This window comes from Lysobacter sp. KACC 24251 (assembly GCF_057747755.1).
The window spans coordinates 1,930,060-1,945,785 of sequence record NZ_CM173222.1 but is presented as its reverse complement, the minus strand read 5'-3'; the positions used below and the strand labels follow the sequence as shown (position 1 = coordinate 1,945,785).

At 67.4% G+C, this 15,726-nt stretch carries 17 protein-coding genes and 1 tRNA gene; 8 read left to right on the top strand and 10 right to left on the bottom strand.

Translation table 11 applies throughout. The annotated features are described in order from the left end of the window. Positions 1-89 precede the first annotated feature (89 nt). The 8 genes from AC3ARF_RS09080 to AC3ARF_RS09045 all read right to left on the bottom strand — a co-directional run bounded on the left by AC3ARF_RS09080 (position 90) and on the right by AC3ARF_RS09045 (position 7,532). Positions 90-845, bottom strand: a complete 756-nt coding sequence (locus tag AC3ARF_RS09080) for a helix-turn-helix domain-containing protein (RefSeq protein ID WP_498927194.1) — start codon at positions 843-845, stop codon at positions 90-92. Positions 846-861: 16 nt separating this feature from the next. Then, a complete protein-coding gene (hemN, locus tag AC3ARF_RS09075; RefSeq protein WP_498927192.1) occupies positions 862-2,256 on the bottom strand; it encodes an oxygen-independent coproporphyrinogen III oxidase in 1,395 nt (464 codons plus the stop codon). 87 nt (positions 2,257-2,343) lie between these two features. After that, positions 2,344-3,192 (bottom strand): alpha/beta hydrolase family protein, encoded by an 849-nt coding sequence (locus AC3ARF_RS09070; protein WP_498927190.1) that lies wholly within the window; start codon positions 3,190-3,192, stop codon positions 2,344-2,346. A 50-nt stretch (positions 3,193-3,242) separates the two neighbouring features. Continuing rightward, positions 3,243-4,058, bottom strand: a complete 816-nt coding sequence (gene thiD, locus AC3ARF_RS09065; protein ID WP_498927188.1) for a bifunctional hydroxymethylpyrimidine kinase/phosphomethylpyrimidine kinase — start codon at positions 4,056-4,058, stop codon at positions 3,243-3,245. A 66-nt stretch (positions 4,059-4,124) separates the two neighbouring features. Then, positions 4,125-4,814 (bottom strand): YoaK family protein, encoded by a 690-nt coding sequence (locus AC3ARF_RS09060; RefSeq protein ID WP_498927186.1) that lies wholly within the window; start codon positions 4,812-4,814, stop codon positions 4,125-4,127. A 13-nt stretch (positions 4,815-4,827) separates the two neighbouring features. After that, entirely contained in the window at positions 4,828-6,225 is a 1,398-nt protein-coding gene (locus tag AC3ARF_RS09055) for a PhoH family protein (RefSeq protein ID WP_498927184.1), read from the bottom strand. Positions 6,226-6,399: 174 nt separating this feature from the next. Then, the gene (locus AC3ARF_RS09050; RefSeq protein ID WP_498927183.1) at positions 6,400-6,900 is read right to left on the bottom strand and encodes a peroxiredoxin; all 501 of its coding nucleotides are present in this window, start codon (positions 6,898-6,900) and stop codon (positions 6,400-6,402) included. A gap of 8 nt (positions 6,901-6,908) precedes the next feature. Further along, positions 6,909-7,532 (bottom strand): glycine cleavage system transcriptional repressor, encoded by a 624-nt coding sequence (locus AC3ARF_RS09045; RefSeq protein WP_498927182.1) that lies wholly within the window; start codon positions 7,530-7,532, stop codon positions 6,909-6,911. Positions 7,533-7,718: 186 nt separating this feature from the next. Between AC3ARF_RS09045 and dapA the strand changes: the two genes are divergently transcribed. Then, a complete protein-coding gene (gene dapA / locus AC3ARF_RS09040) occupies positions 7,719-8,624 on the top strand; it encodes a 4-hydroxy-tetrahydrodipicolinate synthase (RefSeq protein ID WP_498927180.1) in 906 nt (301 codons plus the stop codon). Positions 8,625-8,639: 15 nt separating this feature from the next. Beyond that, the gene (locus AC3ARF_RS09035; RefSeq protein ID WP_498927178.1) at positions 8,640-9,155 is read left to right on the top strand and encodes a hypothetical protein; all 516 of its coding nucleotides are present in this window, start codon (positions 8,640-8,642) and stop codon (positions 9,153-9,155) included. Positions 9,156-9,328: 173 nt separating this feature from the next. Here AC3ARF_RS09035 and fdxA read toward each other — a convergent pair whose 3' ends face one another. Both fdxA and AC3ARF_RS09025 read right to left on the bottom strand, forming a co-directional pair. After that, positions 9,329-9,652 carry a ferredoxin FdxA gene (gene fdxA, locus AC3ARF_RS09030; RefSeq protein WP_498927176.1) on the bottom strand — a complete coding sequence of 108 codons (324 nt, stop codon included), beginning with the start codon at positions 9,650-9,652 and terminating at the stop codon, positions 9,329-9,331. Positions 9,653-9,825: 173 nt separating this feature from the next. Beyond that, positions 9,826-9,901: transfer RNA gene (locus AC3ARF_RS09025), tRNA-Glu, on the bottom strand. A gap of 126 nt (positions 9,902-10,027) precedes the next feature. Here AC3ARF_RS09025 and pcnB point away from each other — a divergent pair. The 6 genes from pcnB (at position 10,028) to pgi (ending at position 15,697) form a co-directional block, all read left to right on the top strand. Further along, positions 10,028-11,398, top strand: coding sequence for a polynucleotide adenylyltransferase PcnB (pcnB, locus tag AC3ARF_RS09020; RefSeq protein WP_498927174.1), 1,371 nt, complete (start codon positions 10,028-10,030; stop codon positions 11,396-11,398). Then, positions 11,395-11,955 carry a 2-amino-4-hydroxy-6-hydroxymethyldihydropteridine diphosphokinase gene (gene folK, locus AC3ARF_RS09015; RefSeq protein ID WP_498927172.1) on the top strand — a complete coding sequence of 187 codons (561 nt, stop codon included), beginning with the start codon at positions 11,395-11,397 and terminating at the stop codon, positions 11,953-11,955. Before pcnB ends, folK begins: the two co-directional genes overlap by 4 nt. A 4-nt stretch (positions 11,956-11,959) precedes the next feature. Next, a complete protein-coding gene (gene panB, locus AC3ARF_RS09010) occupies positions 11,960-12,778 on the top strand; it encodes a 3-methyl-2-oxobutanoate hydroxymethyltransferase (protein ID WP_498927171.1) in 819 nt (272 codons plus the stop codon). Positions 12,779-12,809: 31 nt separating this feature from the next. Continuing rightward, positions 12,810-13,658: a pantoate--beta-alanine ligase gene (gene panC, locus AC3ARF_RS09005; RefSeq protein WP_498927170.1), complete on the top strand. Its 849-nt coding sequence runs from the start codon at positions 12,810-12,812 to the stop codon at positions 13,656-13,658. 121 nt (positions 13,659-13,779) lie between these two features. Next, complete coding sequence (gene panD / locus AC3ARF_RS09000) at positions 13,780-14,160, top strand: aspartate 1-decarboxylase (RefSeq protein ID WP_498927168.1); 381 nt, start codon at positions 13,780-13,782, stop codon at positions 14,158-14,160. A gap of 7 nt (positions 14,161-14,167) precedes the next feature. Then, entirely contained in the window at positions 14,168-15,697 is a 1,530-nt protein-coding gene (gene pgi / locus AC3ARF_RS08995) for a glucose-6-phosphate isomerase (protein ID WP_498927166.1), read from the top strand. Positions 15,698-15,726 lie beyond the last annotated feature (29 nt).

Genomic DNA, 15,726 nt, shown 5'->3' with positions numbered 1-15,726 from the left:
CGTGCCCCATCACACGCGAGCGTGCGATGGAAGCAGTTGGCAGTTCGAAGGACCCTGGGCGCACCCCGCGGAGCGCGCCAGGGCCGAGGTTAGCTGCGCAGGACGGGCGCAGCCAGTGTCGCCAGCCGCACCATGTCGAGGATTTCCATCTCGCGGCGGTCGACGTTGATCAGGTTTTCCTGCTGGAAGCGGCGCAGGACCCGGCTCACCGTTTCCGCGGCCAGGCCGAGGTAGTTGGCGATGTCCGCACGCGGCATCGGCAGGTGCAGGCGCGAGGCCGAGTAGCCGCGCGCGGCATAGCGTCGCGACAGGGACACCAGGAAAGCGGCCATGCGCTCGTCGGCACTGAAGTCGCCGGCGCGCACCGCCGCCTTGCCGATGTCGGCCGAGAGCAGCTTGAACAGGTGCTGCTGCAGGCCCGGCATGCGGGTGGCCAGCAGGGCGATCTGCGGGAACGAGAACCGGCACAGGGTGACCGTGTCCAGCGCCACTGCGTCGCACGGGTAGCGGTCGTCATGGATGCCGTTCAGGCCGATGACCTCGCCCGGCAGGTAAAAGCCCAGCACCTGCTCGCGGCCGTGGCCATCGACCATGCTGGTCTTGACCGTGCCGGCACGCACCGCGGCGATGGCATTGAAGGCATCGCCTTCACGGAACAGGGTGGTGCCGGCGTGGAACGGGCCGACGTGCTCCACCAGCACGTGCAGGTCGCGCAGGGCGGCCTTGTCGTAGCCCTGGGCCATGCACGCGCTGGAGAACGCGCAGGTGCCGCAGAACTCGACGGTGTCGTTGTCGTCCGAGATTGGCGCGGCGGCCACCGGACTGGTGCGCGGCGGCCGGTTCAAGCCGGAACTCCCACGGTCAGATGGCGCGCGAGAATCGCGCGGGCGCGGCACTGGGTTGCTGGAGGTATCGGTCGAAGCACATGGCAATGATACGCAAGAGCAGCCGCCCTGAGGGAGTGGCACGGATCCGGTGGGCCTCGATCCGCACCAGGCCATCGTCCACCAGCGGCTGCAGGCGCTCGTAGGCGTCGGCGAAGTACTCGCGGAAATCGATGTCGTAGCGGCGTTCCAGCGAGGTGATCGGGATCTCGCCCTGGCACATCAGGCACTGGATCAGGTCGGCGCGCAGCAGGTCGTCCTCGCTCAGGCGCATGCCGCGCCAGACCGGGAGGCGGCCCTCGTCCAGCGCGATCTGCCAGCTCGGCAGGTCGCGCGGGTTCTGGCTGAAGCTGTCGCCGATGTGGCTGATGGCGCTGACGCCCAGGCCCACCAGGTCGCTGTCGGCGTGGGTGGTGTAGCCCATGAAGTTGCGGTGCAGGCCGCCACGCTGCTGCGCCAGCGACAGTTCGTCATCGGGCAGGGCGAAGTGGTCCATGCCGATGTAGTCGTAGCCGGCCGCGGTCAGCTTCTCGATCGCCAGGCGCAGCAGGTCGAGCTTCAGCTCGGCGCTGGGCAGGTCTTCGGCGTTGAGCTGGCGCTGCGGCTTGAACATCTCCGGCAGGTGCGCGTAGCTGTACACGGCCAGGCGGCTGGGGCGCGCCTGCACCACGGTGTCCAGCGTGCGCTCGAAGCCGGCGAGGTTCTGCTTGGGCAGGCCGTAGATCAGGTCGACGTTGACCGAGCGCATGCCGTGGTCGCGGCAGGCGTTGATGATGGCGACGGTCTCTTCGACCGACTGGATGCGGTTCACCGCTTCCTGCACCTCGGGGTCGAAGTCCTGCACGCCGAGGCTGGCGCGGTTGAACCCAGCCGCCGCGAGCTGGGTGACGTCGTCGGGCTTGATGAAGCGCGGGTCCAGCTCGATGGAGATGTCGCGGTCGCGCGCTTCGCTGAAGCGGAAGTTGTTCCGCAGCACGTCCACGGTCTCGTGCAGCTGCGCCGGCGAGAGGAAGTTGGGGGTGCCGCCGCCGAAGTGCAGTTGGATGACCTCGCGGTCGCGGTCGAACAGCCCGGCCACCAGTTCGATCTCGCGGTACAGGCGGGCCAGATAGGCCGCGCCACGCGCGAGGTCGCGGGTGATGATCCGGTTGCAACCGCAGTAGAAGCACGGGCTCATGCAGAACGGCACGTGCACGTACAGCGACAGGCGGCGGGGAATGGGGTCCCCGTTGCTCAAGGCAGCCGCGTCGCGCAGTTGTGACTCGCCGAAGTTCGCGTTGAACTGCGGGGCGGTGGGATACGACGTATAACGCGGACCAGGCCGGTCGTAGCGGCGCAGGAGGTCGGCGTCAAAGGGCGGGATCACGGGCATGGACCGTACGCTAAGCGCTTGAAACGCGGGGTGCTTTGATTTGGGTCAAACCGGTTGGTTGGGGGTGCCTCCAGGCACCCTGTCGAATCATCCAGCCCGGGTTGGGTGGCGCCACCGTTCGGTGCTGCGGGCCATGAGCCTGGCCACGACGGCTTCCGGGCGCTTCAGCCAGTGGAAGTGGTCGGCGGTGGCACCCAGTTGGGCGCCGTCCAGCACGTCCGTGCTCACGTGCGATGCGGCCAGCTTGGACAGCAGGAAGCCCAGAGAGGAGGGTGGCGCCAGTGGGTCGCGGGCCATGACCACGGCGTGAACCTCCAGCGCCGAGGCGGCCAGCGCCTGCTCAAGGTCGGCGTCCAGCCCCCGGGCCGCATAGCGTCCGGACAGGCCGCTGCGGGCCCAGTCACGAATCAGCCCACGCGCCTCGTTGCCGCCAAAGCCGATGCGCCGCCCGGGCAGGGCGCCGAAACGGTTGGCCAGCCATGGCAGGAATCGATAGGCAAGTGGCAGCCACCAGCGCATGGGCACAGGGAAGGCGCGCCAATAGGGGGCCCCACTGGCCACCAGCCACAGGCGGTGAACCTGATGCGCGGTCAGGCCGGCATAGCAGCAGGCGAGCTGCCCGCCAAGGCTGTGCCCGCCCACGATCCGCTCCACGCCGGGCACGCGAACGACGATGGCGGCTTCACTGGCGGGAATGTCGTGGGCCAGCAGTTCGCGGTAGCCCCAGTCCTGCGTGCGGCCGGCGCGCAGCGAACTGGTGCCGTGGCCACGCCATTCGTGCACGAACACCGCAATGCCCTGTGCCGCCAGCACCTCGGCCAGCGGTACGTAGTGACGGGCGGCAATGCCCAACGCGGGCAGCCACAGCAGCGTGGCTACCGGCTTCGCGGGCACGCGCGCAAGCAGAGTCCACGCATGGCCGTCGGTGGATTGCACCGGGAGTTCCTGCGCATCGACAGTTGGGGCAGCGCTGGGCAGCACCGGGCTCACCCCGCGGCTGCACCGAAGTGGTCGAGCACGATCACCTCACCCTTGCCCGGGCGGTAACCCCGAACCAGCGCGCGATGCACGTAGTCGGATGCCTCGCGGCAGGCCAGGGCCAGCGGCTTGCCAAGTGAAAGGCCTGCCGCCATGGCCGAAGCCAACGTGCACCCGGTGCCGTGGGCCTCCAGTTGCAGGCGAGGATGGGGGATCTCATGCACGCCGTGGACGTCGGCCAACAGGTCGATGATGGCGTGGGGAGCCGCCTGCACCGGCAGGTGGCCGCCCTTGAGCAGCACGGCGCGAACACCCGCATCGAGAAATTTCGCGCAGGCGGCGTGCATGGTTTCGATGGTCCCGATGGGCTGGTCCAGCAGCAGCGACGCTTCCGGCAGGTTCGGCGTGATCACGCTGGCCAACGGCAGCAGGCGCTGGCGCATGGCATCCAGCGCATCCGGCTGCAACAGCCGCGCACCGGAGGTGGCGACCATCACCGGGTCCAGCACCAGGTGAGGCGGACGGTGGTGCTCCAGCGCGTCAGCCACGGCGTGGATCACGTCGGCGGTGGCGAGCATGCCGAGCTTCACCGCCTGCACGTTGAAATCGTCGAAGCACGCGTCAATCTGCGCGCGCAGGAAGCCCAGCGACGGCACTTCCACCGCGGTAACCCCCCGGGTGTGCTGCGCGGTGAGTGCGGCGATGGCACTCAAACCGTGCACGCGGTGCGCCGCGAAGGTCTTCAGGTCGGCCTGGATGCCTGCGCCTCCGCCGGAATCGGAGCCGGCAATGGTCATGGCGCAGGCGGGACGCGGGTCGGTCACGCAGTCTCTCCGTTGGGGCAGGTGCCCATGATGCCCGGTTCGACTGCCAATATCAGGCCGGCGCGCTCAGTCGCCCGCGTCGTAAGCACGCTCCCGCAGCGCCCACAGATAGCGGTAGGCCACGTACCCAAGACCCGTCACGCCGGTCAGCGCGGCGGGCACCAGCAGCGCGTCGTAGCCCATTCTGGTGAACAGCAGGGCCCCAATCACCGCGCCGGTGAAGAAGCTGCTGATGATCAGGATGCACAGCAGCAACCTGCGCCTCTGCAGGTGCATCCCGCGCAGCGCGTGGCCGAGGCCGATGCCCAGGTCGGTGAACATGCCGCTGAGATGGGAGGTGCGGATCACCGCACCGCTGTAGGTGGTGGCCATTGCGTTTTGCACGCCGCACGCCATCGCGGCCAGCAGCGCACCGATGATCTGCTGCTGCTTGAAGAGCGGGATGGCCGCCAGCAGCAGCACCGATTCGAGCGCCAGCGTCACCCCGTAGCGTCGCCCCAGCCGCAGCGTGCTGTCCTGGATGATCATGCCGCTGAGGGCGGCGCCCGCCATGAAGGCCACGGCAACGCCGCCCAGGTGCATCGCCGCGCGCAGGTCCCCGCGCGCGAGCGCGGCGCCGAGCAGGGTGGTCGTGCCGGTGAGGTGGGTCACCGCCTGGTGTTCGAATCCGAGGTAGCCGACCACATTGACCATGCCCGCGACGCCGGCCAGAAGGCCGGCGCCCAACCACACCCAGCGTGGCAACTCGATCCCCATTCCGCGTGGCCCGCTAGAGCACTTCCGAGGCGTAATCCGCCAAGCGTGAGCGCTCGCCACGACGCAGGGTGATGTGCGCGCTGTGCGGCCAGTGCTTGAACCGGTCGACCGCATACGTCAGGCCCGACGTGGTCTCGGTCAGGTATGGCGTATCGATCTGCTCTACGTTGCCCAGGCAGATGATCTTGGTGCCGGGGCCGGCGCGGGTGATCAGGGTCTTCATCTGCTTGGGCGTGAGGTTCTGCGCTTCGTCCAGGATCAGCCAGCGACTGAGGAAGGTGCGGCCACGCATGAAGTTGAGCGAGCGGATCTTGATGCGGCTGGCGAGCAGGTCGTTGGTGGCTGCCCGGCCCCAGCTGCCGCCATCCTGGTTGTGGGTGAGCACTTCAAGGTTGTCGGTGAGCGCGCCCATCCAAGGCGTCATCTTTTCCTCTTCGGTGCCGGGCAGGAAACCGATGTCCTCGCCCACGCTGACCGTGGCGCGGGTCATGATGATTTCGCGGTAGCGTTGCTGGTCCATGGTCTGCGCCAGGCCCGCGGCGAGCGCCAGCAGGGTCTTGCCGGTGCCGGCGGTGCCCAGGAGGGTGACGAAGTCGATCTCCGGGTCCATCAGCGCGTTGAGCGCGAAGTTCTGTTCCCGGTTGCGCGCGGTGATGCCCCACACCGAATGCTGGTTGTGGCGGAAGTCGTCGACGATCTGCAGCACCACCTTGGCGTCGGTGACGCGGGCGACTTTCATCTCCGACTCCCCGTCACCTGGCAGGTACAGGAACTGGTTCGGATACCAGTCGTCGTCAGGGTTGCGCGTGATCTCGTAGTAGGTGCGACCCTTCTCGGTCCATGACTTCAAGTCCTTGCCGTGGCGTGACCAGAAATCCTCCGGCAGGGCGGTGGCGCCGGTGTAGAGCAGGCTGAAATCGTCCAGCGCGCGATCGTTCTCGTAATCCTCGCTGGCGATGCCCGCGATGGACGCCTTGATCCGCAGGTTGATGTCCTTGGAGATGAACACCACCGGCACGCCGGGGTTGCCTTCCTTCAGCGACAGGATCGACCCAAGGATGTGGTTGTCGGGAATCACCGCGCCGAAGCGCTTGCCAGCGTCGAAATCACGGGTCTGGAACAGGAGGCAACCCGTGCTCTGGTCGCCACGCAGCTGCAGTCCCTGTGGGTGCACCAGAGGCACGCCTTCGTGGATGTCGGTGGCTCCTGACGCCTCGATCACCTCGTTGAGGAAGCGGCTGACCTGGCGGGCGTTGCGGCTGGCTTCGGAGTTGCCCTTCTTCGCGTTGTCGAGTTCTTCGATGACCTGCATCGGCAGGAACACATCGTGCTCGGCAAATTTGAACAGCGCGGTCGGGTCATGCATGAGCACGTTGGTGTCGAGCACGTAGATCCGCTTGCTTCGTGTCATTCCAGGCCTCGTGGCGATGGGCGGCTGCGCGGTAGGCAGCGTCGCGTTATGGCAGTGGGGTCTTGCAGGTAGGGCAGTGCACTTCGGGACGGGCGCGTTCTCCTGGTCCGCGCGCACGACAAAGCCACCACAGGCCCGCGGGGCGGGGTGGTGGGCTGATGTGGACAGGCGAGGTCACTTCGTTGCGGAACCCTTGGTTTTGGTGCCCGGCTTCATGGAGCCTTGCAGTGCGTCCAGGACGGCCTGGGCATGGCCGGCGACTTTGACCGGTCGCCATGACTGCACTATTACGCCATTCGGGTCGATCAGGAAAGTACTGCGTTCGATGCCGACGTACTCCCGCCCATAGAGCTTCTTGGGCTTGATCACGCCAAAGGCGTTGCAGACGGCTTCGTCCGGGTCGCTGACCAGGTCGAACTTGAAGCCTTGTTTGGCGCAGAAGTTCTGGTGCGACTTGAGAGAATCACGCGAGACGCCCAGCACGGTGGCGCCGAGCTTCTGGAACTTGGGCAGCAGGGCGTTGAAGTCGAGGCCCTCGGTGGTGCAACCCGGCGTGCTGTCCTTCGGGTAGAAGTAGAGCACCAGCCACTGGCCCCGGTAATCGCCCGTGCGGGCAGGCGCGCCGCTGGACAGCGCAAGGGGCAGGTCAGGGATGCGGTCGCCGGTATCGAGCATGGCCGTCCTCAGAACTTCATCGGGTCCATGATGGCGTCGAGGTTCAGGTGGTCGCAGAACTCGAGGAAGTCATCGCGCAGCGCGGCGATGTGCATGCTCGCCGGGACGCCGATCGTCACCTGCGCGGAGAACATGTCGGCACCCGTCTGCATCGCGCGGTAACGCGAGCAGTGCAGGCTCTCGATCGTGATGCCCTGGCGGTCGAAGAAGTCCGCCAGCTGGAACAGGATCCCCGGCTTGTCCGCCGCCACCACCTCGACGATGTACGGCAGCAGGTTGGACTGAATCTGCTTGGGGCCGGTGCGGTACCACACCAGCTTGATGCCTTCCTCGCGCTCCAGCCGCGACAGCATGGCCTCGAGCTTGGCGACGGAGTCCCACGAGCCGACGGCCAGTGCGGTCACGGAGACATCGCGGCCGACGGTCGAAAGGCGCGCATCGACGAGGTTGCAGCCACTGTCCGAGATCCGCCGGGTCACTGACAACAGCGGCGACTCCGGATGCGTCGTGTAGGCGTTGATCAGGAGGTGGTTTTCGTTCGGCGACGGCCGGGCGGCGGAATCGGTCAAGGCGGCGCCTGCTGGGTGAGCTTGGGCTCGGGTGGCTGAACGGCAGCCCGAAGGGCGCCGCATATGGTGGAGCAGGATACTTGCCCGCGCTTGAGGGTCGCAAGCCGAGCACTCCGCGGCCCCGCAGGTTGAACGGCGGCCGACGTTTCCGTGGCAACCGCCATGGACGGCTCAGCCCATCCCGATTAGCATCGCAGGGCTAACCCACGCGCCCGTGCGCGTCCACCCGATCCACGCGAAGGCCTCACCTTGCGACTTTCCGGCAGCATCACCGCGCTGGCCACGCCGTTTGGCGTCACTGGCGAACTTGACCTCGAGGCATGGCACCGCCTGTTGGCGCAGCAGCTCCACGGCGGCACCCAGGCCATTGTCGTCGCTGGTTCCACCGGCGAGGCCAATGCCCTTTACGATGCCGAATTCGACATCCTGCTGCGCACCGCGGTCGAAGCGGTCGGCGGGCGCATCCCGGTGCTGGCCGGCACTGGCTTGTCCAATACCGCCAAGACCATCGAGCAGACCCGCCGCGCCGCCGCGCTGGGTGCCGATGCTGCGCTGGTCGTCACCCCGCCTTACGTGCGCCCCACGCAGGGCGGCATGGTGGCCCACTACCGCGCCATCGCCGAAGATGGGGCCCTGCCGGTGGTGCTGTACAACGTGCCCGGCCGCACCGGCAGTGACTTGTTGCCCGAAACCGTGGCCGAGCTGTACCAGCACCCGCGGATCATCGGCATCAAGGAAGCGCGCAACGAGCCCGAACGCATGGAGGCGCTGCTGGCCTTCAAGGGTGAGGCGTTCACCGTGCTCAGTGGCGACGACCCGACCGCCTGCCGCGCCATGCTGGCGGGTGCCGACGGCGTGATCTCGGTCGCGTCCAACGTGCTGCCACGCTCGTTCCGTCGCCTGTGCGACCTGGCCCGCGGCGGTCATGCCGCCGAAGCCGAGGTGTGGGATGCGCGCCTGGCGCCGACCTACGATTTCTTCGGCATCGAGCCCAATCCCATTCCGGTGAAGGCGCTGCTGGAGATGGCCGGCATTGGCCATGGCCTGCGCTTGCCGCTGACCGCGCTGTCCAGCGCCCATCGCGATACCGCCACCCGAGTCGCCGGCATCGTCCGCGAACTGGAATCCGCCTGCCGCGACACCGTCCCGGCCTGAAAGCAGGAGTAGTACATGCGTTTTAACGTTTCGATCGGTCGTGTGGCGATGGGCAGCGTGGTCTTGGCTGCCGTTGTGGCTGGCAGTGGCTGCGGCTGGTGGCGCGACAGCAATAAGCTGTATGCGGACGACGCTGCCAAGCGACCGCTGGAAGTTCCGCCCGAGTTGGATCGCGGGGTTGCGACGCCCAGCGGTGCCTCGGTGACTGCGTCTGGCACCGTTGGCACTCAGCCCATGCCGGCGGGCAGCGCGGTTGCGGCCACGGGCTTTACCGTGGGCGGTACCCGTGACGATACGTTCACCAAGGTCGGCGAAGCACTTGCCAAGGTGGAAGGCGTGACCATCGCCAGCCGAGCGCAGTTGCTCGGCGCGTTTGACGTCAATTACGGCGGCAGCAACTTCCTGGTGCGCGTCACCGCGGTGGAGGCGGGCGCCTACGTGTCCGCGGTGGACCCGCGCGGCGTGCCCGCCACCGGCGAGGCGCCGGCCAAGCTGGTCGCCAGCCTCAAGGAAGCGCTGGGCGGCCGCTGAGGCGGCAACTGCGATCCGCGCGCCTCACTTAGGTCGGGCGCGCGGTCCGGCACCAGGATGGTCGGTCCCGTTTGGGGTCGTCTCGGCTCTTGTATCTACGCCGGAAACAGAAACGGGTGCCTCCGGGCACCCGTTCTTGTTTCGCAACCGGGAACCTGGCGCGGCGCGGTGGCTCAGCGCTCCAGCAGTGGCAGCTTGCCCGTCTTGCCGTCCCACTCGGCGGCGTCGGGCAGCGGATCCTTGCGCGCATTGAGCACCGGCCACTCCTTCGCGAGTTCGGCGTTGAGGGCGACGTAGCCTTCCTGTCCGGCGGGCACGTCATCTTCCGGGTAGATCGCGTTGGCCGGGCACTCCGGCTCGCACAGGGTGCAGTCGATGCACTCGTCCGGATCGATCACCAGGAAGTTGGGGCCTTCGTGGAAACAGTCGACCGGGCACACCTCCACGCAGTCGGTGTACTTGCACTTGATGCAGTTCTCGGTGACGACGAAGGGCATTGCGGTGTTCCGTGGGGATTTGTGCTGAGCGCAGTTTAACGTTTCGGTGCGGCTGAACCCAAATATCAGTCGTGCACCGATCGGGCGGTTGGCATCGCACGCGGGGTGCTGCAACTGCAAAAAGAAAAGCCCGCGCTTGCGGCGCGGGCTTTTCGTGCGATCAGATCGCGAATTGGCGCTCCCTACGAGATTCGAACTCGTGTTTTAGCCTTGAGAGGGCCACGTCCTAGGCCTCTAGACGAAGGGAGCTGGAGTCACGCCAGGACTTACGTCGAAGCGTGGCCTGCTAGTATAGGCGGCTCCGTGGCCTTAGGCAACGGGTCGTTCACCACCCGGTCAGCGATTCCCTTATCCCAGCGGCAATCCCCGCCCTTGATGCAGCCAACCGACAAAACCCCAGCCGTTTCGCCGCGCTCCATTCCGCGCGACCAGCACAATGTCTCGCGCAAGGACGTGAGCCCCAACGCACTGCGCGTGCTCTACCGGCTGCGCGAGGCCGGCTTTGGCGCCTACCTGGTGGGTGGCGCGGTGCGCGACCTGCTCGTTGGGGGGCACCCCAAGGACTTCGACGTGGCCACCGACGCCACGCCGGAACAGGTCAAGCAGTTGTTCCGCAACTGCCGCCTCATCGGGCGCCGCTTCCGATTGGCGCACGTGGTGTTTGGCCGCGAAATCATCGAAGTGGCCACGTTCCGCTCCAATGCAGATGACGGCAGTGGCGACCGCGAGGTGCACGACGGCGGCCGCCTGCTGCGCGACAACGTATACGGCACCATCGAAGAAGACGCGGTCCGCCGCGACTTCACGGCCAACGCGCTGTACTACGCCATCGAGGATTTCTCGGTGCGCGATTACGTCGGTGGTTTCGAGGATGTGCGCAACAAGGTGCTGCGCCTCATCGGTGATCCTGAAACCCGCTATCGCGAGGATCCGGTGCGCATGCTGCGTGCTGTGCGCCTGGCGGCCAAGCTGGGCTTCGAGATCGAGCGCGACACCGCGGCGCCCATCCCGGTGTTGGCGCCCCTGCTCAAGGAGTCGGCACCCGCGCGGTTGTTCGAGGAGTGCCTGAAGCTGTTCCTGTCGGGGCAGGGCGTGGCCAGCTTCGAAGCGCTGGAGCGGCATGGGCTGCTGCCGGGGTTGTTCCCGGAGACCGCGGCGGCGCTGAAGTCCAATCGTAGTGGCGCACTGCGTCGCATGGTGCTGGCTGGTCTGCGCAATACCGATCAGCGGGTCGCCAACGACGAGCCGGTGTCGCCCGCATTCCTGTTCGCGCTGCTGCTGTGGCCGGCTTATTGCCGGGCGCTGATGCAGCTGCAATCGCAGGGCATGCACACGGTGGAGGCACAGCGACGCGCTGCTGATCGTGTCACCGTGCACCAGCTCGACACCATCGCGCTGCCCCGCCGCTTCTCGCTGCCGATGCAGGAAATCTGGCTGCTGCAGACCCGCTTCTCGCAGCGCCAGCGCAAGCGTGTGTTCCGGCTGCTGGCCCACCCGCGTTTCCGCGCCGCTTTCGATTTCCTTGCGCTGCGCATGGCTGCGTCGGACGAGCATGCCGCGGACGTGGCTTTCTGGCGCGAGGCGCAAACCCAGCCGGGCGATGCGTTGGCCGCGCAGCTTGACAGTACCGAGGCCCCCGCTGCGGAGGGCGAGGGTCGTGCCCCGCGCAAGCGGCGGCGCCGTCGTCGCAACGGGGCTGCCGGCCACGGCGGCGACTTCGGTACGCCGGAGTCCGCTGGCGAGTGAGCGCTCCCGCGCTGGCGGTCATTGGCCTGGGCGGCAATATCGGTGATGCCGGGGCCATCCTGCGGGCGGCCTTCGACGCCATCCACGGGCTGGACGGCACCCGTGTCCTGCGCCGCTCGCGGCTGTATCGCACGCCGGCCTGGGGCGTGACCGGACAGGCGGATTTCGTCAATGCTGCGGCGTTGGTGCAGACGTCGCTGCCGCCGATGACACTGCTGCAAGCGCTGCTGCGGTTGGAGCGCGAGGCCGGGCGCCAACGCAGCGCCGATGGGAGCGACCGCTGGGGGCCGCGCACGCTCGATCTGGACCTGCTGCTGTATGGCGACTCCGCCATCGACCAGCCCGGCCTGCATGTGCCCCACCCACGCCTGGCAGAACGCGCCTTTGCGCTGGTGCCATTGGTGGAAGTGGCGCCGGATGCGATCATTCCGGGAGTCGGCCCTGCCGCGCACGCCCTGGCGGCCCTGGTGACCGACGACATCCATGCGCTGGACAACCATGCCCGGGAAAGCGATCCGTTCGCGACGCGGGCTTCCGACCACCAGGGACCGGACTGACGCCATGTACACCTCGACCCCGCACGACAAACCGTGGACCGTACCGGCCCTGGCTGACGCCAAGCGCGACGGCCGCAAGCTGGTGATGTTGACCTGCTACGACGCTGGGTTTGCGCGCGCGCTCGATTCGAGCGGTATTGACCTGGTGCTGATTGGCGACTCCCTGGGCATGGTGGTGCAGGGGCACGACAGCACGCTGCCGGTCAGCGTCGAAGACATCGCCTACCACACCGCCTGCGTGAAGCGCGGTCTGTCGAAGGCGCTTCTGGTTGCCGACCTGCCGTTCCAGGCCGATGCCACCCCAGAGCGAGCATTGGATGCTTCAACGCACTTGCTGCAGTCTGGCGCCGCCATGGTCAAGCTCGAAGGCGCGGGTCACAAGCTGGACGTGATCCGCTTCCTGGTCGAGCGCGAGATTCCGGTCTGCGCACACCTGGGGCTGACCCCGCAGTCGGTGCTCCGACTCGGGGGCTACAAGGTGCAGGGACGTGATGACGCCACCGCGGCCAAGCTGCGCGACGACGCGCGGGCCGTGGCCGACGCGGGTGCCGCGCTTCTGGTGCTGGAATGCGTGCCCAGCGCGCTTGCGGCGCAGATCACCGCCGACCTGGCCATCCCGACCATCGGCATCGGTGCGGGCCCGGGTTGTGACGGGCAGGTGCTGGTGCTGCATGACCTGCTGGGCGTGGACAGCGGCCATCGCCGGCCGCGCTTCGTCAAGGATTTCCTGGCCGAGGGCGGCTCCATCCGGGGCGCGATGCAGGCTTTCGCCGAGGCGGTGCGCAACGGCACCTTCCCCGACGCCGAACACTCATACGCCTGATCGACCCAGGCAGCACCGGAAGACCCAAATGATGATCGAGACCGTCCAGGATCTGGCGACGCTGCGTGCCCGCGTGGCCGAGTGGAAGCGCGCGGGACTGCGCGTGGCGCTGGTCCCCACAATGGGCAACCTTCATGCCGGCCATTTCTCGCTGATCGAACTGGCGCGCCAGCATGCCGACCGGGTGGTGGCCAGCGTGTTCGTGAACCCGACCCAGTTCGGGCCCAACGAGGACTTCGCCCGCTACCCGCGCACCCCTCAGGCCGATGCCGAAGGCCTGGCGGCTGCGGGGTGCCACGCACTGTGGCTGCCCTCGGTGGACACCATGTACCCCTATGGCGCGGACGCCGCCGTGGGCGTGCGGGTACCCGACGTCACCTCGACGCTGGAAGGTGCCCACCGTCCTGGCCATTTCGATGGAGTGGCGACTGTCGTGTCGAGGCTGCTGCTGCAGGTGCAACCCGATGTGGCCGTGTTTGGCCGCAAGGATTACCAGCAGCTGGCCGTGATCCGTTACATGGTTCGCGACCTGGCGTTCCCGGTGGAGATCGTTGCCGCCCCCACCTTTCGCGCTGACGACGGGCTGGCCCTGAGTTCCCGCAACCAGTACCTCTCGGGCGATGAGCGGGCCCGCGCCCCCGCCATCCACCAAACCCTGCAGGCCATGCGCGGGGCGGTGCAGGGTGGAATCCCTTACGCCGAAGTGGAGGAGAAGGCGGCGGCCGCGCTGGCCGACGCTGGTTTCCAGGTGGATTACGCCGTCGTGCGCACCCCCGATCTACGCGAGCCGACGGACGGGGAAGGTGGTCCGCGGGTGGCCCTGATCGCCGCTCGGCTGGGCGGCACCCGGCTTATCGACAACCTGGAATTCGACACCTGACCCGCCTCGCGGCGCCCTGGCCTGCTGTCGGCTGAACCGGTTCGCGGCGGATGTTGCATTGCGCCATCGGCTGGTAGAATCCTGCCTTCGCCCGCGACCCCACTGCGGATTGAGTACGAACATGCAACTGACCCTGCTCAAGGCCAAGATCCACCGTGCCACCGTCACCCACGCCGAGCTGCATTACGAAGGCTCCTGCGCGATCGACGGCCGCCTGCTCGACATTTCGGGCATCCGCGAGTACGAGCAGATCCACATCTACAACATCAACAGTGGTCACCGCTTCTCGACATACGCGATCCGCGGTGAGGAAGGCAGCGGCATCATCTCGGTCAACGGCGCCGCGGCGCATTGCGCCCAGGTCGGCGACCTGGTGATCATCTGCGCCTATGGCGCCTGCGATGAGGCCGAGGCGGCCAAGTACAAGCCGACGCTGGTCTACGTGGATCAGGACAATCGCCTGACCCACACCAACCATTCGATCCCCGCGCAAGCCGCCTGATCGACCCATGGCAGGGGCAAACGGGCTGGGCGAACTCGCAAGCCACGCGGCCCGTCTGGAGGGGGTAAGCACCGCCTCCCTGGTCGCGGCGGATCCGGGTCGCGCTGCCGGTTTCGCCCTGCGCGCGGGCCCGGTCTACGCCAATTTTGCCCGCCAGCGCTACGACCGCGAGGCGCTTGAGGCGCTGTTTGCCCTGGCCGAATCGCTGGGCACCCCGGAGCGTCTGCGCGCGCTGTTCGCTGGCGAGCCCGTCAACCAGACCGAAGGCCGCGCTGCGCTGCACACCGCGCTGCGGGGTGACCTGACCGGCACCGAGTCCGGCCGCCAGGCCCATGCCATGGCGCTGGAGGTCCGCGAGCGCATGCGTGAACTGGCCGACGCGCTGGCGGAGAGCCAAGTCACTGACATTGTCAGCGTGGGCATTGGCGGCTCCGACCTCGGGCCCCGGCTGGTGGTCGACGCGCTGGCACCGGTGGTGGGCGGGCGCTTCCGCGTGCACTTCCTGTCCAACGTGGATGGCGCCGCCGCACAACGGCTGCTTTCCCGTCTCGAGCCTGCGCGCACTGCGGTACTGCTGATATCCAAGACCTTTGGCACGCAGGAGACGCTGCTCAATGGCGCCATCCTGCGCGCCTGGCTGGGTGACGACCGTCGTCTGTACGCCATCACCGCCAACCCGCCGCGGGCCACGACCACCTTCGACATCCCGCCCGAGCGCGTGCTCCCCATGTGGGACTGGGTGGGTGGTCGCTATTCGCTTTGGTCGGCGGTTGGTTTCCCGATCGCGTTGGCGATTGGCATGGACCATTTCGAGGCGCTGCTGGGTGGCGCCGCGGGCATGGACGCGCATGTGCTGTTGACGCCGCTGCGCGAGAACCTCGCGGTGTGGCATGCGATGACCGCCGTATGGAATCGCAATGCACTCAGGCTATCCACCCAGGCAGTGCTCCCCTACGACGAGCGGTTGAAGTTGTTGCCCAATTACCTGCAGCAGCTGGTGATGGAAAGCCTCGGCAAGTCGGTGAGGCTGGATGGCTCGCCGGTGACCGTGGATACGGTGCCCGTGTGGTGGGGCGGCGCGGGCACGGACAGCCAGCACAGCTTCTTCCAGGCCCTGCACCAGGGCACCAATGTCGAACCGGTGGATTTCATCGGCATCGCGCGTCCCGATCACGATCATCCGGGCAACCATCTGGCGCTGCTGGCCAACCTCTTCGCGCAGTCGGAAGCGTTCGCGAACGGACAGAGCAGCGATGATCCGCACCGCAGCTATGCAGGGCAACGGCCGAGTACGCTGATCCTGCTTGACGAGCTGACCCCGCAGTCCCTCGGCGCGCTCATCGCCATGTACGAGCACAGCGTCTACCTGCAGGGGCTGGTGTGGGGCATCAATCCCTTCGACCAGTTCGGCGTGGAGCTCGGCAAGCAGGTCGCCAACCGGCTGCTGCCGGCGCTGGAAGGCGAGCACGTAGCGGACGACCCGGTCACCGCGGCACTGATCAGCGAGTGGCGCGAGCGGGCTTCATTGGCGCGCTGATCCGTGCATAGCGACCGCGGCGCCTGAGC

Coding starts and splice junctions, on each gene's coding strand:
- panC (WP_498927170.1), top strand. CDS start 12,810: ATGATCGAGACCGTCCAGGATCTGGCGACGCTGCGTGCCCGCGTGGCC.
- AC3ARF_RS09045 (WP_498927182.1), bottom strand. CDS start 7,532: ATGCGGCGCCCTTCGGGCTGCCGTTCAGCCACCCGAGCCCAAGCTCAC.
- pcnB (WP_498927174.1), top strand. CDS start 10,028: ATGCAGCCAACCGACAAAACCCCAGCCGTTTCGCCGCGCTCCATTCCG.
- hemN (WP_498927192.1), bottom strand. CDS start 2,256: ATGCCCGTGATCCCGCCCTTTGACGCCGACCTCCTGCGCCGCTACGAC.
- AC3ARF_RS09050 (WP_498927183.1), bottom strand. CDS start 6,900: ATGCTCGATACCGGCGACCGCATCCCTGACCTGCCCCTTGCGCTGTCC.
- AC3ARF_RS09055 (WP_498927184.1), bottom strand. CDS start 6,225: ATGACACGAAGCAAGCGGATCTACGTGCTCGACACCAACGTGCTCATG.
- pgi (WP_498927166.1), top strand. CDS start 14,168: ATGGCAGGGGCAAACGGGCTGGGCGAACTCGCAAGCCACGCGGCCCGT.
- AC3ARF_RS09060 (WP_498927186.1), bottom strand. CDS start 4,814: ATGGGGATCGAGTTGCCACGCTGGGTGTGGTTGGGCGCCGGCCTTCTG.
- AC3ARF_RS09035 (WP_498927178.1), top strand. CDS start 8,640: ATGCGTTTTAACGTTTCGATCGGTCGTGTGGCGATGGGCAGCGTGGTC.
- panB (WP_498927171.1), top strand. CDS start 11,960: ATGTACACCTCGACCCCGCACGACAAACCGTGGACCGTACCGGCCCTG.
- panD (WP_498927168.1), top strand. CDS start 13,780: ATGCAACTGACCCTGCTCAAGGCCAAGATCCACCGTGCCACCGTCACC.
- fdxA (WP_498927176.1), bottom strand. CDS start 9,652: ATGCCCTTCGTCGTCACCGAGAACTGCATCAAGTGCAAGTACACCGAC.